The organism is Pseudomonas sp. Z18(2022), assembly GCF_036346535.1.
Lineage (GTDB): Bacteria > Pseudomonadota > Gammaproteobacteria > Pseudomonadales > Pseudomonadaceae > Aquipseudomonas > Aquipseudomonas yamanorum_A.
Map to the genome: position 1 here is coordinate 92,950 of NZ_JAOTOA010000001.1, position 23,339 is coordinate 116,288.

General features: G+C 57.4%; 19 protein-coding genes and 1 pseudogene. 16 read left to right on the plus strand and 4 right to left on the minus strand.

Features of this window, described 5'->3' with window-relative positions:
* Window positions 1-414: 414 nt before the first annotated feature.
* Window positions 415-1,239, plus strand: a pseudogene (locus tag V3W39_RS00400) (IS5 family transposase); the annotation flags it as partial.
* Between the two features lie 315 nt (window positions 1,240-1,554).
* On the opposite strand, the gene V3W39_RS00405 reads toward V3W39_RS00400, so the two are convergent.
* Both V3W39_RS00405 and V3W39_RS00410 read right to left on the minus strand, forming a co-directional pair.
* On the minus strand, window positions 1,555-2,730 hold the full coding sequence (locus V3W39_RS00405) for a sensor histidine kinase (RefSeq protein WP_330211908.1): 1,176 nt from the start codon (window positions 2,728-2,730) through the stop codon (window positions 1,555-1,557).
* A 5-nt stretch (window positions 2,731-2,735) separates the two neighbouring features.
* Window positions 2,736-3,425 carry a response regulator gene (locus V3W39_RS00410; RefSeq protein ID WP_330211909.1) on the minus strand — a complete coding sequence of 230 codons (690 nt, stop codon included), beginning with the start codon at window positions 3,423-3,425 and terminating at the stop codon, window positions 2,736-2,738.
* Between the two features lie 97 nt (window positions 3,426-3,522).
* Here V3W39_RS00410 and V3W39_RS00415 point away from each other — a divergent pair, with 97 nt between their 5' ends.
* From V3W39_RS00415 to V3W39_RS00445, 7 genes are all read left to right on the plus strand, one after another.
* Window positions 3,523-5,004, plus strand: coding sequence for an efflux transporter outer membrane subunit (locus V3W39_RS00415; protein ID WP_330211910.1), 1,482 nt, complete (start codon window positions 3,523-3,525; stop codon window positions 5,002-5,004).
* Complete coding sequence (locus V3W39_RS00420; protein WP_330211911.1) at window positions 5,001-5,810, plus strand: MipA/OmpV family protein; 810 nt, start codon at window positions 5,001-5,003, stop codon at window positions 5,808-5,810. Before V3W39_RS00415 ends, V3W39_RS00420 begins: the two co-directional genes overlap by 4 nt.
* A gap of 16 nt (window positions 5,811-5,826) precedes the next feature.
* Window positions 5,827-6,945 (plus strand): efflux RND transporter periplasmic adaptor subunit, encoded by a 1,119-nt coding sequence (locus V3W39_RS00425; RefSeq protein ID WP_330211912.1) that lies wholly within the window; start codon window positions 5,827-5,829, stop codon window positions 6,943-6,945.
* On the plus strand, window positions 6,942-10,001 hold the full coding sequence (locus V3W39_RS00430; RefSeq protein WP_330211913.1) for an efflux RND transporter permease subunit: 3,060 nt from the start codon (window positions 6,942-6,944) through the stop codon (window positions 9,999-10,001). Before V3W39_RS00425 ends, V3W39_RS00430 begins: the two co-directional genes overlap by 4 nt.
* A 137-nt stretch (window positions 10,002-10,138) precedes the next feature.
* Entirely contained in the window at window positions 10,139-10,297 is a 159-nt protein-coding gene (locus tag V3W39_RS00435; protein WP_330211914.1) for a hypothetical protein, read from the plus strand.
* A gap of 101 nt (window positions 10,298-10,398) precedes the next feature.
* Window positions 10,399-11,142 (plus strand): haloacid dehalogenase type II, encoded by a 744-nt coding sequence (locus V3W39_RS00440; RefSeq protein WP_330211915.1) that lies wholly within the window; start codon window positions 10,399-10,401, stop codon window positions 11,140-11,142.
* Window positions 11,143-11,168: 26 nt separating this feature from the next.
* On the plus strand, window positions 11,169-12,104 hold the full coding sequence (locus V3W39_RS00445) for a DMT family transporter (protein ID WP_330211916.1): 936 nt from the start codon (window positions 11,169-11,171) through the stop codon (window positions 12,102-12,104).
* A 30-nt stretch (window positions 12,105-12,134) separates the two neighbouring features.
* On the opposite strand, the gene V3W39_RS00450 is transcribed toward V3W39_RS00445, so the two are convergent.
* The gene (locus V3W39_RS00450; protein WP_330211917.1) at window positions 12,135-13,700 is read right to left on the minus strand and encodes a PucR family transcriptional regulator; all 1,566 of its coding nucleotides are present in this window, start codon (window positions 13,698-13,700) and stop codon (window positions 12,135-12,137) included.
* Between the two features lie 398 nt (window positions 13,701-14,098).
* Here V3W39_RS00450 and V3W39_RS00455 point away from each other — a divergent pair, with 398 nt between their 5' ends.
* From V3W39_RS00455 to V3W39_RS00470, 4 genes are all read left to right on the plus strand, one after another.
* On the plus strand, window positions 14,099-14,428 hold the full coding sequence (locus tag V3W39_RS00455) for a tRNA-binding protein (RefSeq protein ID WP_152748516.1): 330 nt from the start codon (window positions 14,099-14,101) through the stop codon (window positions 14,426-14,428).
* Between the two features lie 89 nt (window positions 14,429-14,517).
* Entirely contained in the window at window positions 14,518-15,237 is a 720-nt protein-coding gene (locus tag V3W39_RS00460) for a haloacid dehalogenase type II (protein WP_152748515.1), read from the plus strand.
* 216 nt (window positions 15,238-15,453) lie between these two features.
* On the plus strand, window positions 15,454-16,737 hold the full coding sequence (gabT, locus tag V3W39_RS00465; RefSeq protein WP_152748514.1) for a 4-aminobutyrate--2-oxoglutarate transaminase: 1,284 nt from the start codon (window positions 15,454-15,456) through the stop codon (window positions 16,735-16,737).
* Between the two features lie 110 nt (window positions 16,738-16,847).
* Window positions 16,848-17,330, plus strand: coding sequence for an Lrp/AsnC family transcriptional regulator (locus V3W39_RS00470; protein ID WP_152748513.1), 483 nt, complete (start codon window positions 16,848-16,850; stop codon window positions 17,328-17,330).
* A 20-nt stretch (window positions 17,331-17,350) separates the two neighbouring features.
* Here V3W39_RS00470 and V3W39_RS00475 read toward each other — a convergent pair whose 3' ends face one another.
* A complete protein-coding gene (locus V3W39_RS00475) occupies window positions 17,351-18,256 on the minus strand; it encodes a D-isomer specific 2-hydroxyacid dehydrogenase family protein (protein WP_330211918.1) in 906 nt (301 codons plus the stop codon).
* Between the two features lie 245 nt (window positions 18,257-18,501).
* On the opposite strand from V3W39_RS00475, the gene V3W39_RS00480 reads away from it, so the two are divergent.
* From V3W39_RS00480 to V3W39_RS00495, 4 genes are all read left to right on the plus strand, one after another.
* Window positions 18,502-19,746, plus strand: a complete 1,245-nt coding sequence (locus V3W39_RS00480) for a D-amino acid dehydrogenase (RefSeq protein ID WP_152748511.1) — start codon at window positions 18,502-18,504, stop codon at window positions 19,744-19,746.
* 114 nt (window positions 19,747-19,860) lie between these two features.
* Window positions 19,861-20,220, plus strand: coding sequence for a tautomerase family protein (locus V3W39_RS00485; RefSeq protein WP_152748510.1), 360 nt, complete (start codon window positions 19,861-19,863; stop codon window positions 20,218-20,220).
* A 69-nt stretch (window positions 20,221-20,289) separates the two neighbouring features.
* The gene (locus V3W39_RS00490; protein WP_152748509.1) at window positions 20,290-21,765 is read left to right on the plus strand and encodes an NAD-dependent succinate-semialdehyde dehydrogenase; all 1,476 of its coding nucleotides are present in this window, start codon (window positions 20,290-20,292) and stop codon (window positions 21,763-21,765) included.
* A gap of 205 nt (window positions 21,766-21,970) precedes the next feature.
* Entirely contained in the window at window positions 21,971-23,332 is a 1,362-nt protein-coding gene (locus V3W39_RS00495; RefSeq protein ID WP_152748508.1) for an aminotransferase class III-fold pyridoxal phosphate-dependent enzyme, read from the plus strand.
* The last annotated feature ends 7 nt before the right edge of the window (window positions 23,333-23,339 follow it).

A 23,339-nucleotide genomic window follows, 5' to 3' on the forward strand; every position in this document is an offset into this window, starting at 1 on the left:
TCTAATGAATCGACTTAAACGCTTATGGAGGCTTGGTTATTAAGGAATGAGCGCGTGCAGCAGCCCGTCCTGGCGACGAATGTCTGTCTGAACACTTTCGGCTACCTACCTTTCGGCCGCTGGGCACCATCCAAGCTACGGGACAATGTATGAAAACTGTCGGCGCAAACCGCCTGTAGAACTGGCAAGCGCTTTCAGAGTTTTTTCTCGACACCGAGATCACCGATCTCGACCTTTGACTATGTCGCTCGCGTGATCTTGGAAACAGGCTATTCGCCCCAGGAAATTCACAGCATCCTGTGGATTAAAGTTTTCCCGGCACTAGGCTCTGTACGAAATCCTGTGAAACCCAACCAGCGCGTCTAGGGATCCGAGATTTTGTAGAGTCTTCAGCCATCTACGGAAAGGAATTCTGTGAGGGCAAAGCGTTATGGACTCTCGGATGAGGCATGGGATGTGGTCGCTGATCTTTTCATCGAAACCCATAGCAGAGGCAGGCCGCGGCTCAGTGATCGCCTGATGCTCGATGGCGTGCTGTGGGTTCTCTTCTCTGGTGCAGCGTGGCGGGACATGCCAGAGCGCTTCGGGCCTTGGTCAACGGTGTACCAACGGTTTCGAGATTGGCGAAACCGGGGAACCTTCGATCAGATGCTCAAGCGGTTGCACCTCAAGCTCAACGATCAAGGCTTGATCGACCTGCAAACCTGGATGATTGATTCAACAGCTGTGCGAGCAACCCGGGCCTCATCAGGTGCCGGAAAAAAAGGGGGCCTGATGAACCTGCCGATCACGCTCTAGGCCGCAGTCGCGGTGGCCTGAAGACCAAAATCCACATGCTTTGCGACGCCAAAGTACACCGTTGCGTTTCCTCCTGTCTGGCGGTCAAGCCAGTGATATCAACTACGCCCAGCCACTGTTGGAGGATGTCAGCATTCCAACGAGCTAACGAGCCAACGTGGTCATCCTCGCAAACACTGTCAGTGGTTGCTCGCCGACAAGGGCTACGACGCCGATGCGCTACGCCGCTACTGCGACCGGTATCGCATGCAACCTGTCATCCCGCTGCGCTCAATGAAGCGCAAACCCAAACCCGGTTTGCCCAGGTTGTTTGACCGACAAAAATACCGACAACGCAACATCATTGAGAGCATGTTTGGCTGGCTGAAAGAGAACCGCCGAATCGTGACACGCTTCGACAAGCTTGCGAAAAGTTACGTCGCAATGGTCTCGCTGGCTTGCGCCAGCCAGCCAGTGCCATACTGGAAGCTGTCAGAAATCGGTCTTCGTGATTGCTCCAACACCAAATGCGAGCGGGGGCAAATGAGGGAGCATAGCAAGCAACCCTCGGCCTGAAACTATCGAAATAGAGCCTCATTCAGATGTTTCTTGGCGACCATGAGAGTCTTTAGGCGTCGTCTGGCAGGCTGTTCGACTGATCATTTTTGCCTTTCCACAAACCATGGAGTTCCATTCACTTCCAGTGGATTACTACATTGGGGGCATATTTGAGGGCATGATTTACATAGCTATCTGTATAGGTATACGGGGCCACGGTTACAACGGAAATACCGCGCTGATCATGGTGCCACCCTGGCCACGATTGCTGGCGGTAATAGCGCCACCATGGGCCTGGCAAATCGCACGGGCGATGGAGAGACCTAATCCGCTGCCGCCCGAGTAACGCGCCCTCGAACGCTCCGCACGCCAGAAGCGATCAAATACGCTGTCCAAGTGCTGCGCCTCGATACCGGGGCCGCGGTCCCCGATCTCAATCACCACTCGATCTTCGTCCTGCCGCGCCATGATGCTCAGCTCGCCGCCTCCTGCCGCGTAGCGCAGCAGGTTATCAATCAGGATATTCAGCACCTGGCCCAAGCGATCGCGATCAGCATGGATACGAAACCCATCGGCAATACTCACGTGCATACGCACACAGGCGTCATCCAATTGCGGCTGGAACCAGGCCAATCGTTCGCTCACCAGGGCCGCGAGGGAAAAGTCGCTGCGTTCCAGCACCAACCGACCCGCCCTGGCCATCGACAACAGGTGCAAGTCATCCACCAACTTTCTGAGTTGATCGAGCTGACGCTTGACCATGCCCAATTGTGCTACATCGCTGGGGAACACCTCATCGAGCATGCCCTGCACGCGCCCCATGGCGGCATTCAGGGGCGTGCGCAGTTCATGGGCGATGACCGCGCTTGACTCGCGCACATCCCGCTCGTAACGCTCCAGTTGCGTGGTCATGCTGTTGAAGTCGCTGATCAGGCGTTGCAGTTCGTCGGGCGTGTGTCGGTGAATCGGCAGACGCGTGAAGAAGTCTCCACCGGCAACCTGCCGTGCCCCTTGGGCTATCGCCGAGAACTGGCTGGACAAGGGGCGCGAAAACCACAAGCCACAGACGATGATGATCGGGATGGCCGCCAACACCAGGCAGGCCAGGATCAGCCAGTCACGGTTGGCAATTTCCGGCTGGAAAAATTCCACCGGGTAGTATTCGGCTACCAGTTGGCGCAAGCGTGTCTCGTTGAGTTGCGGCTCGGCGCGCAGGTGCAGCAATTCCTCACGCGCTTGCGGCGGCAGGCGCTGCAAGAAATACCAGTCCGAAAGCTTGAAGTTGACCCACATGCACAGGGCAATCACCACCACGGCGCCGATCGCCAATAGGCTCATGCGCATACCGACCCAGCGCCACAGCGGTTTGTCGTTGACCCGAGATTTCTCAGACATGCGGGTTACCTGAACCGATAGCCAATGGAGCGTACGGTCACCAGTACCCCGGCGATGCCATGGGTTTCCAACTTGCGTCGCAGGTTGTGAATATGGGCGTCAACGACCCGGGCCAGGGCTTCGCTCTCCGGTAGGCAGATTTCCAGCAACTCATCACGGGTGAACGCCTTGGACGGTGTCTTGAGCAACGTGACCAGCAGCTTGAACTCCGTCGGCGTCAGGTCCAGCAACTGCGTTGGCGCCCCGCGGTGCTCAATGGCCGCCGTGAAGGCAGTGAGGTCAACGCGCAGGTTTTCATGGCGCAGCAGTTGCTCAACCGGTTGGCTGCCCAGGGTACGTCGCAATACCGCATGCACCCGTGCCACCACTTCCCGCGAGCTGTAGGGTTTGACCACGTAGTCATCCGCGCCATAACGCAAGGCGCCGAGTTTTTCCGGCTCGTCGCCCATGGCCGTGACCATGATCACCGGCGTATCACTGCTGCGGCGCACGGCGGACAACACTTCAGTGCCACTCAAGCGGGGCAGCATCACGTCCAGCAGGATCAGGTCGGGCTGCCAGCTTTTGTGCAAGTCCAGACCACGCTGACCGTCTTCGGCCAAGGCCACCTCAAAGCCATCCCGGCGCAGATAGGCTTCGAGAATATTGGCGCTGTCGGCATCGTCTTCGACAATGAGGATACGTTTTCCTGACACAAAGAAGCCTCTTGATGAAACCTTGATAATTCACGAACGGTTTATTGAAAGTCCGCTGCCAGTATTGCCCTACGCCCGACTTTCGCGAACCGATCCTATGCCGACCACTGCACCGCTGTCCAAGCCTATCAAGCTGCCTGAACACCTTGGCGCGGTTTTGCTGCTGTCCGGCATGCTGGCCGGCTGTTCACTGGCGCCGACCTATCACACGCCTGCGTTGCCGTTACCGAACAGCCTGCAAGGCACATGGGTCGCGGACGCCCCCTCCTCCACGATCAACGACGTAGAAGCGCTCAGCGAAGAAGAGAAACAGCTGCTGGGCAGCCTGGACTCATCGGCGCAGTTGCTGCACCTGGTTGAGCAGGCCCTGGACTACAACCGTGACCTGCGCCTGGCGTTGCTGCGTGTCGAGCAAGCCCGCGCCCAGTTCGGTATTTCCCGCGCCGATCGCCTGCCCACCGTGGCCTTAGGCCTGCAACGCAACCGCCAGCACCTGCACGACAAGGCCGCCGACGAACGCTATGGGCAGGACATCGCGGTGGCGTCCGTGGGTATTTCGGACTTTGAGCTGGATTTTTTCGGACGCTTGCGCAGCCTGTCCGAAGCGGCGCGACATGATTACCTGGCCACGCGCTACGGTACCCAGGCCGCTCGTAAGGCGCTGATCGTCGAAGTGGCGCGGCTATATTTGCAGCAACGCTTGCAGGCCGACGTTAGGGCCGACACCCAGTCCATTCTCGACAACCAGAACCAGCTGCTGAGCGTGCTCGACGGTCAGCAAAAAGCAGGTCTAGTGGCGCAGGACACGGTTGACACTCAGCGCATGCAGGTCCGTCGTTCCGCGCTGCAACTTGAGGATGCGAGCGCTGAACATGCGCGTGCGCAACAGGCGTTGTCGTGGGTCACAGGGTATCAAGTCGCCCCTCTGGCAGGGGCGGCACAAAGCCCAGTCATCAATCTCAACCCGCCGTCATGGCTGGTCGATCTGCCGTCACAGCGGCTTTTGCAGCGCTTCGATGTGCGCCAATGCGAGGAAGCCCTGCGCGCCGCGAATGCCAACATCGGCGCCGCGCGAGCAGCGTTCTTCCCCTCGATCACCTTGAGCACCGGCGCGGGCATCGCCAGCCCGCGCTTGAGCAACTTGTTTTCATCCGGCAGCGGCGCCTGGCTGTTCACCCCGCAACTGAACCTTCCGCTATTCGACGGTGGCCGCAACCAGGCCAACCTGGATCTCGCGACCGCTCGCCAACAATCAGCCGTCGCCCAATACGAAAAGACCGTGCAGGACGCCTTCCGCGAAATCGCCGACCTGTTGACTCAACGTCAGCAAGCGTTGGCCAACGCCACCACGCAAATTGATCTGGCGGCATTGACCGCATTGAAGGCCAAGCGTCTGGACCAACAGATTGCCTCCGGTGCGGCTGCACGCTCAGAACACCCGGCCGCCTCAATTCGTCTGGCTGAATCCGCCATCGAATTACGCAAGGCCACCTACCAGTTGTTGTTCAACCGCCTGGCGCTGTATCGCGCGCTGTCCGGCGCACCGTTATTTTCCTCCGCTGAAAGGGTTTCACCATGAAACTGACCACTCCCCCTACCCGCACCGTGCTGTGGGGCGCCGCCTTGGTGGCCTGCACGCTCGCAACCCCAGCACAGGCGGCCGACGCCAACCCCGCAGCCGACAAAACCACCGCCACCTTGGGCCTTGGCATGGGTGTCACGCCGCGCTACATGGGTGCCAACCGCTACCGCGCGCTCGTGCTGCCGATGTTCAGCATCCAGCGCGGCGTGCTGTTCGCCGACACCACCCGTGGTGTCGGCCTGCAATTTCAATCCGACAGCGGCTTTGGCGCCAGCGCGGCGATCAACTACGACCTGGGCCGTAAGGAAAAGGACAGCACCAGCCGCCCGGGCGACCGCGAGCTGAACGGCATGGGTGATGTCAGCGGCGCCACCGTCGCCGACTTCACCCTCAGCCAGCAACTGCTTGACTGGCTGTCGGTCAGTGGCGAAGCCGAACTGCGCATGGCCGGCGAACATCGCGGTAACCGCTACCGATTCGGCCTGGAAGGCATTCTATTCCACACAGGCAGCGACACCCTGGCCCTGGACATCGACGCCCATGCAGGTGATGGCCGCTACAACCAGACCTTCTTCGGCGTCACCCAGGCACAGAGCCAACGCTCACTGTACGGGCGATACGACGCCGACGCCGGGATCTATGCCTACTCCGCCGCCTTGAACTGGCAGCACAGCCTGGACGCGCACTGGTCGACGCTGGTCAGCCTGACGCTGACCCAGTACGCCGACCAGGCCCGTAACAGCCCGCTGGTCCGACGTGAAAGCGCCGGCCTGGGCATGTTCGCCATCAACTACACCTTCTGATAACGAGGCGCCAGGCATGCAGGGTTTTGCTCAGTTGTTCCGTCCTTGGGGCCGTCCCCTGCTGCTCGGCGTTGCCTGCCTCATGGTGGCGGCCTGTTCGCGCGAGGAAGCGGTGTCGCAGCCAGCCGTAAGGTCGGTGAAAATCACCACCGTACACGCCGCAGAGGCCGACGCTGCGCCATTGACCGGTGTGGTGCGCCAACGCCAACGCGCAGCCCTGGCCTTCGAAGGCGCGGGCCGATTGGTGACGTTAAACGTCGACGTCGGCGATACCGTAAAACAAGGTCAGGTACTGGCAAGCCTGGACACTGCAGCCGTGCGGTTACGTCTGAAACAATCGCAGGCGGACTTGTTCGCCAGCGTGGCGCAAACCGGCGAGCGCAAGCGCAACAAGGTCCGCCAGCAACAGCTGTTTACCCAGGGCAGTGTCGCGGCCAGCGCTGTGGAGCAAGCTGAAGCGGCGTGGCAAGCGGCCGTCGCGCAGCAGACCGCCGATGAAGCGGCGCTGGACCTGGTACGGCGCGATCAGCGCCAGGGCCAACTGATTGCGCCGTTTGACGGCCGCGTCGTGGCAAGACCCGCGCAGTTGTACAGCGAGTTGTCGCCCGGCCAAGTGGTGATGGAGCTGGAGGCCAGCGGCGCGTTGCAGGTCATCGTGCAAATCCCGGTGGAACAGGCCGCGGGCCTCAAGCCTGGGGACCACGCCGTCGCAGCCGACCCGGCAGCACCCGGCTCAACCCTGCCGTTGGTGCTCGAAGGCTTGTCGGCGCGGGCGCAGAACGGCCTGTTGCAAAGCGCGCGTTTCCGCCTGAACGCCCGCGACCTCGCACTCCCCAGCGGCGTAAACCTCAACGTGCGATTGGCGCCCCCTGCCGCGCCCGCGTTGTCGATTCCAGCCCAGGCCCTGCGCATGGGCGGCGACGCCAGCCAGGTACAGGTGTTTGTCTATGACCCGACCCAGGGCAAGGTCGCCCTGCGTGACATTACGATCGGCCTGATCGACCAGGGCCGTGTCGCCATCGACAACGGCCTCAAGGACGGCGAGCAAGTGGTCGTCACCGGCGTCGCGTTTCTCAGTGATGGTCAGCCCGTCAACCTGCTAGTGCCTTCCAGTCGCCTGAGCACAATCGAATGATCAACCTGACCCGATACGCCTTGGGCGCAAGCCGTCTGACGCTATTCACCGCGCTGTTGATCCTGATCGCAGGCGTGGCAACGTTCTTGAGTTTCCCGACCCAGGAAGAACCCTCGGTGACCATCCGCGATGCGCTGGTGAGCATCCAGTTCCCCGGTCTGCCCAGCGAACGCGCCGAAGAGCTGCTGGCGCGGCCAACGGAAGAAAAACTGCGCGAGCTGTCGCAGATCAAAAATATCGTGACCACCGTTCACCCCGGCAGCGTGGTGATCCAGGTGACGGCGCGCGACGAAATCAAGGATCTGGGGGTGCTGTGGCAACAAGTGCGCAACAAGGTCGCCGAAGCCGGCGCCGGCTTTCCACCGGGCACCCAAGGGCCGTTTGTCGACGATAATTTCGGGCGCGTCGCCGTCGCATCCATCGCGGTTACCGCGCCCGGCTACAGCATGAGTGAGATGCGCGGGCCGCTGAAGCGCCTGCGCGACCAGTTGGGCGGGCTACCCGGCATCGGCCAAGTGACGCTGCACGGCATGCAGGACCAGCAGTTGTCGATCGACTTCAACTCTCAGCGCCTGGCGGGGCTGGGCTTGTCTCCCCAGCAACTGTTCCAGCAATTGCAGCAACAGAATGTGTTGGCCCCCGGGGGTATCGCCAACATTGGCGGGCAGATCACCACCCTGACCGTAACCGGTGAAGTGCTCAGCGTGGAGCAACTGCGCCAGCTGCCGATCCAACTGCCCGGTGTAGACGGCACCACGCAATCGGTAGCACTCGGCGCCATCGCGCAGATCTCGGTGATGGCTGCCGACCCTCCACAGACCGCTGCGGTGTATCAAGGCCAGGACGCGGTGGTGCTGGCTGTGTCCATGGCTGCGGGACAGAACATCCATCAGTTCGGCACAGCCCTGCGCGCTCGTTTGGCACAGTTGGAACAGCAACTTCCGCTGGGCTTTACCGCCCATGTAGTGACGTTCCAGGCCGATGTGGTCGATCAGCAGATGGCCAAGATGAAGCACGTAATGATCGAGACGGTGGTCATCGTCATGGCCGTGGTCATGTTGTTCCTAGGCTGGCGAACCGGGCTGGTGGTCGGCGCCATTGTGCCGCTGACCATCCTAGGCACATTGATCGCCATGCGCATGCTCGGGGTTGAGCTGCAAACCGTGTCCATCGCCGCGATTATCCTCGCCCTGGGCCTGCTGGTGGACAACGGCATTGTGATTGCCGAGGACATAGAGCGCCGACTGCATGCCGGTGAGGATCGACGCCAAGCCTGCGAGGATGCCGGGCGTACCCTGGCGATTCCGTTGCTGACCTCCTCACTGGTGATTGTGCTGGCCTTCTCGCCGTTCTTTCTCGGCCAGACCAGCACCAATGAATATCTGCGCTCATTGGCCATCGTGCTAACACTGACGCTGCTCGGCTCATGGCTGTTGAGCGTCACCGTCACGCCGTTGCTGTGCCTGTATTTTGCCAAGGTCCCACGCCATAAGGCACCCGAGGACAGCTACGACAACGGCTTTTACCGAGGCTATCGGGCCGTCATTCGCCAGGTGCTGCTGCACAAGGTGCTGTTTCTGATTGCGATGCTGGTGCTACTGGCCGCCGCCGTTTTCGAGTTGATGCGCGTGCCCTATGACTTTCTGCCTCAGTCGGACCGCATGCAGTTCCAGGTGCCCATCACCCTAGAGCCCGGTAGCGGTTCGCGCAAAACCTTGCAAAGCGTGCGCGAGATCAGCCTGTGGTTAGGCAAGGAGCCTCAGGTGGTCGACAGCATCGGCTACGTGGGCGATGGCGGGCCGCGCATCGTGCTGGGCCTAAACCCGCCCTTGCCCGCGTCGGAAACCGCTTACTTCACCGTCAGCGTCAAGGCCGGAACGGATATCGATGCCGTGATTGCCAATATGCGTCGCTATCTGCTCAAGCAACACCCCGAGCTGCGTGCCGAACCCAAGCGGTTTTCCCTGGGCACTACCGAGGCCGGTAGCGCCATCTATCGCGTGATTGGCCCGGACGAGAACGTCATACGTACGCTGGCCGGCCAGATCGAACAGGCCCTGCGTAACATGCCGGGCACACTGGATGTGCGCAATGACTGGAGCACGCGCCTGGCGCGCTATACCGTCGAGGTCGACGAACACAGTGCGCGCCGCGCAGGGGTGGACACCCAAGCCATTGCCCAGGCCTTGCAACTGCACTTCGGCGGCATCCAGGTTTCGTCGTTGCAGGACAACGAAACCCGCGTGCCCCTGGTGGTACGTGAACTCGCTTCGGCCAACCATGACGCTCCCGATTTGCGCGGCATTCTGGTCTACCCGGCCGACGGTTCGACGCCTTTGCCGCTGACGGCCATCGCACGCATCGTCGCGTCCAGTGAGCCCTCCACCCTGATACGCCGCAATCAGGAACGCTGCATCACCGTGGTCGGGCACAACCCGTTGCTGACCGCAACCTCCATCGTCGAACAACTGGTGCCACAGGTGGCTGCACTGGCATTGCCACCGGGCTACCGCATTGAGCTGGGGGGCGAAATCGAAGACTCGGCAGAGGCCAACCAGGCGCTGTTGCAATACCTGCCCCACGCGCTGATCGCCATGCTGCTGTTGTTCGTCTGGCAATTCAATTCGTTGCGCAAGGTGCTGATCGTCGTCTCTGCCATTCCCTTCGTATTGATCGGCGTTGCGGTGGCGCTGCTGATCACAGGCTACCCGTTCGGCTTCATGGCCACGTTCGGCCTGTTGTCCTTGGCGGGGATTATCGTCAACAACGCGGTGTTGCTGCTGGAACGGATTGAGGCGGAACTCCACGATGGCCTGCCGGTGTACGAGGCGGTGGTGAATGCTGCCGTGAAACGCCTGCGCCCCATCGTCATGACCAAGCTGACCTGCATTATCGGGTTGATCCCGCTGATGCTCTTCGCCGGCCCACTGTGGGAAGGCATGGCGATCACGCTGATGGGTGGCCTGGCGCTGGGCACATTGGTGACCCTTGGGTTGATTCCGGTGCTCTATGTAGTGCTGTTCAATAAAAAATCGGCCGCCTCCCTTGCTCAATAGTCACGCGAAACATGGGAAAAAATCGCTACACATTCCTATGATTTATAGGTGATACGTTCAAACAGGCATCGTTATCATGACCCGCTAATACCTTTGCCCGTTCAACAGCGAACACCATCGAAGCGAGAAGCGCGTCCATGAGTCTCAATACCTGCAGGGTGATGCATTTTTTGCGCAATGCCGCGATCAGGCTCGGCGGGCAAGAAAAGCCGGCGGCCCACCTGAAGGCACAAAAAATGCCTGTTCGGCACCTGTTCAGCGCAGGCAGTCCTCACGCGCATTTGTGCATCTGGTGATGCGAGCCAACTGACAGGGTATGCTCGACCGGAGAGGGTCTTTGTTGAGCTGGAAGAGGCCAAAGACCGCTGCCCCAGTGCCTATTTATGAGAGGTTGAGCATGAAACTGACAGATTTTGAGGTCCTTAGCTTCGACTGCTACGGCACACTGATTGATTGGGAAAGTGGCATCTTCAATGCCTTGAAGCCGCTGGTGGTCCGTTCGGGAAAAAAACTTACTCGCGATCAGATTCTTGAGGTGTTCGGTCGGCACGAGTCGCCGCAGCAAAAAGCAACACCGACGGCACTCTACTCAGATATTTTGCGCAAAGTGTACGACCGCATTGCGAAAGAATGGAACGTCGAGATCAATCAACAAGAGCGCGAGGCGTTTGGAACTTCTGTCCAGCACTGGCCACCTTTCCCTGACTCGATCAAGGCACTCAACTACTTCAAGCAATTCCACAAGCTTGCCATCCTATCCAACATTGACCGCGGCGAATTCGAATTCAGCAAAGAGAAACTGGGCGTTGAATTCGACTGCGTCGTCACGGCTCAAGACGTTGGCTCTTATAAACCCGACCCCAGAAACTTTGCTTACTTGATGGACGCCCTGGGGAAAATGGGCTTTGAAAAAACATCCATCCTCCATGTGGCCGAAAGCCTGTATCACGACCACGTGCCGGCCAACGCGGCTGGGCTGGCCAGCTCGTGGATTCATCGTCGTCACGGCAAAGAAGGCTTTGGCGCGATCCATGTTCCCGCGACTGAAGCCACCTACAACTTCCGTTTTATCAGTTTGGCAAAAATGGTTGAGAGCCATAAAAAACTGATATTAGAAAAGACCGACAACGTGATTGTCTGACTCCCCTACTATCTGCAGCGAGTGATATGTCGAGCCGTAACCCCTCTTCTTCTTTTTATCTTATGGCTGCGGCCGGTGCGATTCTGATCTGGAGCACCCTGGCAGTCAGCGTGACGTTCTGCAACACGCTAAATCCAATGTTTATCACGGGAGCCGCGTTGTCGGTGGGCGGCATTATTGGATTGCCCTGGCTACGCTTCTGGAAAATGCCCAAGCGATTGTTGGCGGTCGGTACTGCTTGCATGCTCGGTTATCACGTTATCTATTTCTACGCGCTGCAGTTGGCCGACCCGATTGGCGTGAGCCTTATCCATTATCTATGGCCGATATTGATCGTATTACTGGGTCCACTCTTCGTCCAAAACGGGAAGGCCTCATTGCGTTGCCTGCTTGCGGGAGTGGCAGGCTTCGTTGGGGCCTTGGTCAGTTGCCGACCAGGGCAGCTTGATGACTTGAGCAACCTGGCAGGCTACGGGCTCGCGTTTTTATCTGCAGTGGTCTGGGCGGCGTACTCCCTGACATCAAAGAGGTACCCAGAGGTCAAAAGTGCCTCTGTTGGCTTGTTTTGCATGATCTCCGGGCTGGCCTGCCTGACTCTGTATCTAAGCAGTGCGCCTTGGCCCACATTGACCACGAATGAGAGCCTGGCGCTGCTGTATATGGGCGTAGGCCCCATGGGCGGCGCTTTTTATCTGTGGGACTTTGCAATGAAGAAGGCGGACCACCAGACAGTCGCCGTTTTAAGCTACGCGACGCCCGTTTTATCCACGGCCTTTTTAGCCTTCTATTTAGGCCAAGGCATGGAGGTATCCATCTGGATAGGTGCCGCATTGGTAGCGCTATCGATGGCCATGGCAGCAGGCGGCAGTACTGCGCCCCAAAACCATCAAAGCACCAGTGCCTGGTTTAAGCGCTACAGCAAAGGGCCAACCGTTCCATCAGGATCTGACGCTCAGCTTTAGTAACCACCCTATACCGAACCCAAGCGTTTTTTACTCGTCATGCTCCAAGCGATACATCTCTGCAGCGACTTGAATTTGAAACCGCGATTCCGGGTTTTCCAGGGAGATGTCGAGCAACTTCTCAATACGGGCCAAACGGTAGCGTAAGGTACTGATATGTACCTCCAGCACCTTTGCAGTATTGGCTAACTGAAAACCTTCGCTGGATAAGGCACAGACTGTTTCCAGCAGCATGGTGCCGTTCTTTCGATTGGCCAGAGGTTCGATCAGCCGCTGAAGCAGCATCCCACGCGCTTTTTTGTCGCCCATCAGGGCCCGTGGAAACAAAACTTCGTTGAACACATGAAGACGCCCTGGCCGCAGCAAGGGCACCAATGCCGCCACATCTTCAGCTCCTTGAGCCATGCCTGAAACACCTCGATGGACGCGACTGACAGCCATCGCCCCACCTTCGTGACGCAACTGCTTCCAGATCGTTTCGGGCGCGAGCGTCGCCGGAATAATAAAGCTGATCTGGTTCAGCGACACTGAAATCAACGGCGAAATGCTGCTGGCTATCATCAGATTAAACACGCGCGCGGTTTTTTCCTTTCTCCGCTTGAAGCCTTCCAGACTCAGCGGAATAGGTTCGTCCAACAGCACCAGGCAGATCCTGTAATCGCGGGTTTCGCTCCACCCCGACACCAGGGCTCGCTCAATCGCGCTGGGTGTCTCTGGAAACTTACCCTCCAGCAGCCCCGCCACCAGTGCATGGCCCAGCCGAGTCTCTTGGTCCAGCAACTCTCGCTGGTGGGAAAGATGCAGCGCAGCAATGACCGCCGAGTGCTCAAGCGCTCGGGAATGCAGCTCCTCAAATTGATCCTTGGGGCTTTCAAGCCAAACGATGCCGGCAACCTCCCCTTGCAGCCATATCGCGCAGCCAAGCCTGAAACGAGGCCGGCTATCCGAGAGGTTGATCGATAAGGTCTGCGACTCATCAAAGCGGTGTTCCAGAGGGCGTTCGGCGATAAATTTTGTAATCAGATCGCGTTCAAACTGCTCGTTCGTATCGATGTCATGCTCGCTCAAAATATCCCCGGAAGCCGAGACGACCAGGGCGGACACCTCCAGGGCACTGGCCAACGCGCTGCCCAGGCTATCAAGGTTGTCGGCCTCGATGGCGGCCTTGGTCAACTTGCGATGGATCAAATCCGAGCGCTGAATGATTTCGGTCTGCAGGTTGATGATCTTGGCCAGGATCTCTTGCGTAATTGCACTGAAGGGCACCTCCCATGGCAGCTCCAACAGTGGAAAGTTGCACTGTTCGGCTTCAGCGATGGTGGCTTGCGAGAAATGCTCGCGGAAATGCGGCACCGCAAGCACTACGCCAGCGAGCCCCAGATCGTTGAGTGTTCGCACCAGCCCCCGGCTTTCTTCATCGTCCTGAGGCCAGTTGTAGCCGGTGGTAAGCAACACGTCTCCCACCTTCAACCACTGCGTGATATCAGGGTGATCGATAATGTGGACCCAGGCGATTTGCCGATCCAGGCCATTGGCTCCCGCCACGACGGTGGCCTGCCGCAGGATGGTCTGCTCTAGTGCGGTAGATAGTTTCATTACTTGTCCACAAGTGGAGGGCCGACCGAGGTGTGCCAATAAACACGATCACGGGTGTATCGAGCGTTTCACTTTAAACCGCATGTAGCAGCACTATTACCTACTTAGAGTAGGTCAAAATCAAATAAACATCCTACTTTACACACTATCCATGCTGTTTTCCCTCACCTCATGTGTGCCGATGACCGCCGCCCGCGGATTGGCGGAACACCGCTCGACAGGCGCCAGGACTAAAACCCACCATCTTCATGCACAAAGCAGGATAAACCCTGAATAACCTGCTGCCTTTTGTAGGTGGTTTGGCCATTTAACAGTTCCTATGATTGTAAAACGTGAACACGGGTCCCCACCGCAGGGAGCATCGGTGCAAGCTCACTTTAAAATGTCAGGAGCGATGTATGACGCCATACGAAGCGTTTTCCAGTGTCGACATGCGAGTCGGCCAAGTAACCAAAGTTGAAATAAACGATAAGGCAAAGAAACCTGCCTACAAGTTCTGGATCGACTTTGGTGAATTGGGTGTAAAAACCACGAGCGCGCAATACACCCGTCTTTATTCAGCAGAAGAGCTGGTGGGTGAATATGTCGTTTGCGTGGTTAACCTGGGCACTCGAAACATCGCTGGCTTTGCCTCAGAAGTACTGATGCTGGGTGCGGAAACAACGCCTGGCGATGTGGTTTTTCTTAAACCGGAACGCCCGATCACACCTGGCCAAAAAATCTTTTAAACGTCCACCGACGCCGAACGGCATCGGCCTATGAAGTTGGTCTCGAATAACGCTACGTCATACCGATGGGTATATTGAGAGGAAAGGCAATGAAACTCACTGATTTCACCACACTGTCGTTCGATTGCTACGGCACCCTGATTGATTGGGAAAGCGGTATCGTAAACGGCCTCCAGCCGCTGGCTGATCGCAGCGGCAAAGGGCTGGATCGCGAGCAGATTCTGGAAGTGTTTGGCCGCCATGAATCGCCGCAACAAACGCTGACCCCAGGCGCTTTGTACCCGACCATTCTGGGCGCGGTGTATGACCGCATTGCCACCGAATGGGAGCTTGAACCCATCGCCGCCGAACGCGAAAAGTTCGCCACGTCGGTCAAGGACTGGCCTGCATTCCCTGACTCGGCAGAAGCCCTGCGGTACCTGAAACAGCATTACAAACTGGTGATTCTGTCCAACATCGACCGTACCGAATTCAAGTTCAGTGAAGCGAAGCTGGGTGTTGAGTTCGATCACATTGTGACAGCTCAGGATGTGGGCTCCTACAAACCGAACCCCAACAACTTCACCTACATGATTGATCTGTTGGCCGAGGCCGGCATTGCAAAAGACGATATCCTGCATACCGCAGAAAGCCTGTATCACGACCATGTTCCAGGCAAAGTTGCCGGCTTGGCGGGTGCATGGATTCATCGTCGTCATGGCAAGGAAGGTTTCGGCGCAACGCATGTACCGGCGACCGAAGCCAAGTACGACTTCCGTTTTATCAGCATGGCAGACATGGTCGAAGCTCATAAGAAACTGGTGAGCTGACAGTCACGTGCTATTGGCTGATGCCACCTGAGTGTGGCATCAGCTTTCGCCTGCCGGGTGACCATTAACCCGCCGGTACCTTATTTATTACTTCTTTTGGATCGCAGTACTGGGCTGTCTGAAAGAACGTTGCCGCTCGTTTCGTATTAACGGCGCCAGATGATAACGCTTGGCCAGCGCTTCTGTGAGCGCTGAATAACTAACGGAATTTTTAGAATGAGTGACATTAATTCAAACCCGGTTTTGGCCGCACGAGAAACCCACGTGTCTCGCGGTGTAGCGTCCGCACACCCAATCGTTATCAGCCGTGCAGCCGGCAGTTATGTCTGGGATACGGATGGCAAAAAATACTTGGATTTCGTGGGTGGGATTGGCGTACTGAACGTCGGGCACAACCACCCCGCGGTCGTTGATGCGATCAAGAAACAAATCGACAGTTTTACCCACGTCTGCTTTCAAGTTGGGGCTTATGAACCTTATGTGGAACTCGCGGGCAAACTGAATGCACTGGTAGGCGCTGGAGCGCCCTACAAGTCAGTGTTCCTCACGACAGGCGCTGAAGCCGTTGAAAACGCCATCAAAATCGCACGCAGCCACACACGCCGCTCCGGGGTGATCGCGTTTCGCGGTGGTTTCCATGGTCGCACGCTGCTGGGGATCTCGCTGACCGGATTCAGCCAACCGTACAAGCAGAACTTCGGCCCTTTCGCACCTGACGTTCATCACGCGACTTACCCGAATGAGTATCGCGGTGTTTCGACCGAACAGGCACTCGCCTCACTTCAGGACATTTTCGATACGCAGATTTTGCCCGAGCGCGTTGCGGCCATCATCATTGAGCCGGTGCTCGGCGACGGCGGTTTCGTGGCAGCCCCACCCGCTTTCATGAAAGCACTGCGTGAACTGACCACACGTCACGGCATTGTGCTCATCTGCGATGAAATCCAAACGGGCTTTGGCCGCACCGGCAAGATGTTCGGGTTTGAGCACTCAGGCATCCAGCCGGACCTGGTCACCGTTGCCAAAAGCCTGGCTGGCGGGATCCCCTTGTCGGGAGTAGTGGGTAAAGCCGAGATCATGGACGCCCCTGCGCCTGGCGGCTTGGGCGGCACCTACGGCGGCAATCCACTGGGCTGCGCGGCTGGCCTGGCGGTGCTGTCCATTTTCGAAAACGAGCATCTGCTGGAACGCAGCCAAGGCATTGGCCAACAGTTGATGACAGGGTTCGAAAAACTGAAAGCCCGCCTGCCACAGATCGGTGATGTACGCACCCTGGGAGCGATGGCTGCGGTTGAGTTTGTCACCGACAGAGCCAGCAAGGCGCCGGACGGTGAGATCGCACAAAAAGTCATCGAGCAGGCGCGGTTGCGCGGGCTGTTGCTGATCAAATGCGGGATTCACCGAAACATCGTGCGCTTCCTGTGCCCTCTCAATACCTCCGAGAGTGATGTCGAGGACGCATTGACCCTGTTTGAGCTGGCGCTGGAGGCCAGCCTTTGATTCATCGCCCTCTGCGAGACGGCAAATGAATCAGCAAAAGTCGCCTCGGTTGGCGACTTTTGCATTGCAGCATACGCCGAGAGTGGTGTTCATTAGAGAGGCGAATGGAGATGCACGATCTAAACAGGCTTGACCGCATAGATATTTCCATTCTTGCCCAACTGCAGAAGGACAGCTCATTGACCAATGCGGCCCTGGCTGAAAGAGTCAACCTTTCGCCGAGCCCGTGCTACATCCGGGTCAAACGCCTGGAAAAAAGTGGCTACATCTTGCGATATTCCGCAACCCTGAACATCGCAAAGATAGCCGACTCACTGACTATCTATTCTGAAATCGAACTGGACCAGCATCGTAAAGAGAGCTTTCAGCGATTCGAAGTCGCCATTGGCAAGTATCCCGAGGTGCAGGAATGCTACATGGTGACCGGTAAAATAGACTATGTATTGAAGTTCACTTGCAAAAGCGTGGTTGAATATCAAGCCATCATGGATGAGCTATTGCAAAGCGATTGCGGCGTTGCACGATTTCATACGTTCTTTGTGACTAAAACAGTATTTCGCAGGGAAGGTGTCGATTTACAGGCACTTCTGTAGTCCAGAAATGCCTGACAATGCTACCGATGCGCGTAAGCGCCCATAGCGCTCACCGTGCGCTTCCACAGCTCTATGTAGGCATCTTCGGTCATATAGGCGGCATGCGGGGTCAAGGTTACATCTTCTCTGTCACACCATAGGTCATTCGCCCCAATCGGCTCTTGCCAGTAGACGTCTAGCGCGGCGTGCCCGACATGACCTGAGTGCAGCGCTTGAGCAAGGTCGTCCTGATTGATCAACCCGGCGCGAGCGGTGTTGATTAACAGTGCTCCCGGGTTAAGCAAGCGCAGGCGCGCGCTATTGAGAAAGCCTGCGGTCTGATCATTAAGTGCCACGTGCAGTGACACGACCTCTGCCCCGGTAAGCACCCGCTCTAAGTCCGGCTCAAAATGGGCTGTATCCACCGGCGTACGATTCCACACTGAAACACACATGCCCAGCGCACTTGCCATTTCGGCGTAGCAGCGGCCGACCTCTCCGAAACCAATCACTGCGACCTTGCGACCTTTAAGCTGCATGCCGCCCCGTGGTCGCCAAACGCCGCGAACCATGTCCTTTACCATTGGCCCTAACTTGCGCGCCGCAGCAAACGTCAACGCCATGGCATGCTCAGCGACTGCCGTACTGCCATATCCAGGTGTGGTACTCACGGCAATGTTGTTGGCCTTCGCCCATTCCAGTGGAAGGTATGTGCCGGCGCCCGTGCCCATGAAAACGATCGCTTTTAGATGAGGGCATGCAGCCAGCGTCTGTGCCGTGATCACAGTGTGTTCAACCAGCATGACCTCGGCGGTTTGACACAACGCAAGGACATCCGCAGCAGTCGGCTCACCGACATGTATATAAGTCCCCTCCGGAATAACCAAGCGACCTGTCTCAAACAGCGCGTTAAGCTCGTGCGTACAATCAACCAATACAACCTTCATGACATAGCCTCCGTTAGTCGTCAACACAGACTAAGCCAGCGCCTTTTAAAAAATAACTTTAATGCTTCATTGAAAAGAGAATTTGCATCGTTACGAGTGATGTTTCGAATAAAAAATAATAAGCCGATGCTCATAATCAAGTGGCAGTGCAGCGGGTGACTATTGCCAGGCAGTACATGCAATGAGCCAGGGACTACTTCGTCACGGCCAAACGATAACGATGTTTATATTCAAAAGGTCTGATTATGAAAGTGTTGGTGCTGGGTGCAGGTCTTGCCGGGATTCCTTCAGCTTACTATTTGGCCCGGGACGGTCATGAAGTCACTGTGATTGATCGCCAGTCCGCGCCGGCCATGGAGACAAGCTTTGCCAACGGAAGCCTGCTTTGCCAGGGTCACTCGTACCCGTGGGCTAGTCCGGCGGCGCCACGCATCATGCTCAAATCTTTTTTCCGAAATGACCAGGCGTTGCGCATTGCGCCCAAGATCGACCCAAGACTGTGGTCCTGGCTCATCAAGTTTCTCTGCGAATGCCCAAGAGCGCGTGCAGATAAGCACGCAGCCACCCGCCTGAGATTGGCCGCCTATTCTCAGGCGGTCATGAAAGAGGTGGTGAGCGATACCCAAATCGAGTTCCATCACATCGATAAGGGCCTTCTGTATGTCTATCGAACGCACCATTCGATGGAAGAAGGCTTGCGCCAAATGCGCTTTCTGGAACAAGCAGGATTGAACATTGAGGTGGTGTCCGGAGCGCGTGTCGCTGAGCTTGAGCCCGCACTCAAACCTGTCGCCGATAAACTGGTGGGAGGCGTTTACGTACCGTCTGATGGAACGGGCGACGCCCGGCTGTTCACGGCCGAATTAGCTCGCGTGTGTGCGGAACGTGGCGTCAAGTTCATGTTCAACACCCAAGTACTGGGCCTTGATATCGACAACAGAAAAGTGCGCGCAGTCAGCACGTCTAAGGGGTTGATCGCTGCAGACGCTATTGTCGTCGCCATGGGGTCTTACTCATCCATTCTATTGCGCAAGCACGGCGTAAACATTGATGTATTCCCCGTCAAAGGCTACTCCATGACTGTTCCTATCGAGCGGCCCGAAGAAGCCCCGACGATGGGCGGGCTCGACGAAGATAATCTTTTGGCATTTTCCGTACTGGGAGATCGCTTGCGCCTGACCGCAACAGCGGAGTTCAGCGGCTATGACATGAGCATTTCGCGCGACGACTTTCGCTACATGACACAGGCCGCAAAAGACCTGTTCCCAACCATTGGCGATTACAGCAAGGCAGAACTGTGGTGCGGCCTGCGCCCCGCCACACCGGACGGCAACCCGCTATTTGGTGCAACACCGATCAGCAACCTTTTCCTCAATACAGGTCATGGCTCCCAAGGGTGGACCATGTCCTGCGGCAGCGGGAAGGTGACTGCCGACCTCATCGGGGGTCGTACACCAGACCTGGATATAAGCGCAATGCTGTATCAGTAGCCCCTCCCTTACTGCCTGTCATAGGAGAGAACTGCCGTTCTTTCCTATGCCGTATTTGTAGTTCGAATTCACCGCGCTCTTTACTCTAAAGATGAGTCGACTTGGAGGTTTGCCATGCCATTAACCTTAATCGAAACCTGTCGCAAACATACCGATGATGAAATAGAGCAGTTGTTGCAGGCGATCTATGAGGCGCAGCTAAATGCATTCAATGCGCCCGCCTCAGATCGGCAGTTGCGTTATGTCGAACACAACCCTAAGCAATTTTTTACGCCGCCAGACAGCTCGAAGAACTTTACCCTTATTACGATCCAACTGTTTTCCGGGCGTACAGATGTCGCCAAACAAATGCTGTACCAAGAGATCATCAAACGCCTCGGCGCCTTAGGCATACACGAGATTGATATTTTTATCAGTTTGATTGAATCGCCCCGCGAAAACTGGTGTATCCGAAATGGTCGGCCTGCGCCGTAGCGACTTTTTCTCGCAGTATCAAGCACGCTATACGGCGCGATTGAACTGTCATTATGTTATGGAGGTAACATGTCTTTCGCTCTTGAAAATACCGAATTATTGCTCCAGATGAACTTCATCGACGGCGCATGGTGCGATGCCCGCAGCAAGAACATACTGCCGGTAATCAACCCGGCCACGGGCGACGTGTACGCCACTGTTCCCGACAGTGATGAAGTTGACGCCAAGGCTGCCGTCGACGCGGCGGCGGCGGCGTTCACGAACTGGAAAAGGGTTCCTGCGAAACAACGTGCCAACATCCTCAAGCGTTGGAACGACTTGATCCTGGCGAACGCCCAGGACCTGGGGAAAATCATTTCCTCGGAACAGGGCAAGCCGCTGGCAGAAGGTGTAGGAGAGGTCGCTTACGCGGCCAGTTACGTTGAGTGGTTCGCCGAGGAGGCGACACGTTCCAATGGAGAGATCATCCCTTCTCCAGCGACCGGACGGCGTATGGCTGCGCATAAAGAGCCCGTGGGCGTCATCGCGGCGATCACCCCCTGGAATTTCCCTGCTGCGATGATCGCTCGCAAAATCGCGCCAGCCTTGGCAGCAGGCTGTACGGTGGTGTGCAAACCTGCGGCAGAAACCCCTTTGACGTCGCTGGCACTGGTCAAGCTGGCCGAATTGGCCGGCGTTCCTCCTGGCGTCTTGAACATCGTTGTGACGTCGAAATCCAAGGAAGTCGCTGATGTCTGGTTGAATGACCCGAGGGTTCGCAAGATTACCTTCACCGGCTCCACTCCGGTCGGTAAGCACCTGGCGCGGGCGTCTGCCGATACCCTTAAAAAGCTGTCATTGGAATTGGGCGGCAACGCCCCCTTCATCGTCTTTGATGATGCCGTGATTGATGACGCCATCGAGGGCCTGATGGTTGCCAAGTTCCGAAACGGCGGTCAGACCTGCGTATGCCCCAATCGCATTTATGTGCAGGACGGCGTTTACGACGCGTTCGTAGACAAACTGACTACACGCGTTGCCGCGCTGGTAGTTGGCCCTGCGACAAACCCCGCTTCGCAGATTGGCCCGATGATCAATGCCAAAGCCATTGAAAAAATCGAGAGTCATGTGGCGGATGCCGTCAGTCGCGGGGCGCGAGTGGCAACCGGCGGCAAGCGAATCCAGTCGAAGGACTGCGTGAGTGATACCTACTATGCGCCGACTGTGTTGGTCGATGTCGATAAGTCCTCAAGGTGCTTCCAGGAGGAAACCTTCGGCCCAGTCGCGCCGGTCACCCGATTCACCACCGAGGCTGAAGTGCTGCTGTGGGCCAACGATTCACCCTTCGGCCTGGCCTCGTACTTCTACACGACAGACCTGCGCCGAGTCACCCGAGTGGCCGAAGCACTCGAGTGTGGAATTGTAGGGATCAACGAAGGTGCCCTGGCGGCCGAAGCAGCGCCTTTTGGTGGTGTGAAAGACTCGGGCTATGGCCGCGAGGGCTCCACCCATGGCCTGGAAGAGTACATGCATATCAAATACACCTGCCAAGGCGGGCTGGATTGATTTACCACACTTGAAGGGCGCATTACCGGCTGCCGTGCCACGGGGTCGGTAATGACTGGCCTCTATTCGATAACACCTCTATTTGCGCCCTCCCCCTGCTGTGCCGGTTGTTTCCTGCCCTCCACGCGGAACGGCCTTAAGTCCCACCTGGAAGCCCGTGCACAGCCTGTTTGATCTCATCCATCCATTAGTCATTGGAGTTTATATGCACGACGTAGATCGCCTGGTGCGCCAGGATCGTCATTGGGTTCACCCGGTCACCGCATTGCTGGAACACGAAGCGATGGGGCCCTGTATATGGAAGTCGGCCGAAGGTATCCATCTGACCGATATTCACGGCAAACGGGTACAGGATGCCTTCTCCGGTTTGTGGTGCGTGAATGCCGGCTATGGGCAGCAATCCATTGTGCGGGCGGCCCAGCAACAGCTGGAGACGCTGCCCTACGCCACGGGTTATTTTCATTTCGCCAGCGAGCCGGCCATACAGCTCGCAGCCCGGCTCGCAGCGATAGCACCTAAAGGCCTGGATCGGGTGGTGTTCGGCCAGGGTGGATCGGATGCAGTCGACACGGCGATTCGCCTGGTTCGTTACTATTTCAATGCCACTGGCCGGCCGCAAAAGAAGCAGTTCATCGGGTTGCAGCGCGGCTACCACGGCACTTCGTCCAATGGCAGCGGGTTGACCGCATTGCCCTTGTTCCACCGCTATTTCGATGTGCCCACCCAGGAACAGCATCACATACCCTCCCCTTACACCTATCGGCATCCAGCAGGCCCGGACGAGAGCCAGGTGCTGCGCAGCATGGTCAAGGCGCTGGAAGACAAAGTCGCTGAGATCGGCGCGCAGAACGTTGCGGCCTTCATCTGCGAACCCATTCAAGGTTCAGGTGGAGTAATCGTTCCGCCGACCGGCTTTTTAAGGGCGATGCGTGACGCGTGTGATCGCTTGGATATCCTGCTCATCGTCGACGAAGTAATCACCGGGTTCGGGCGTACAGGCCCGATGTTCGCCTGCGAGTCGGAAGGGGTCAGCCCGGATTTGATGACACTCGCCAAGGGCCTGACCTCCGGTTATGCGCCGATGGGCGCAACCTTGATTGGCGAGGAAATCTACACCGCCATTGCCGCGGCCGGCAGTGACGGAACAGCATTGGGGCATGGTCAAACCTACGCAGGACACCCGGTCAGTGCCGCCATCGCGAACGCAACGCTCGACCTCTATCTCGACGGTGGTCTTCTGCAGAATGGCCAGGACGTTGGCGCTTACTTTCAACGCAAGCTCAAGCAACTGGAGTCATTGGCTTGCGTGGGTGAAGTGCGCGGACGTGGCATGTTGGCGGCCTTGGAATTCGTGGTCGATAAACAGAGCAAATCAAAGCCTCCGGCTGCTCTGCAATTCGGGCAGAAAGTCCTTAAGCGCGCGTTTGCAGAAGGTTTGGTATTCAGAGCCTTCTCCGACGACATCCTGGGGTTTGCACCATCGCTGAACTACACCACGGCCGATGTCGATACGCTCATCGACATCTTGAAACATGCGATCGAGAAGACGGCTGCTGACACGCTCTAGGGAACGG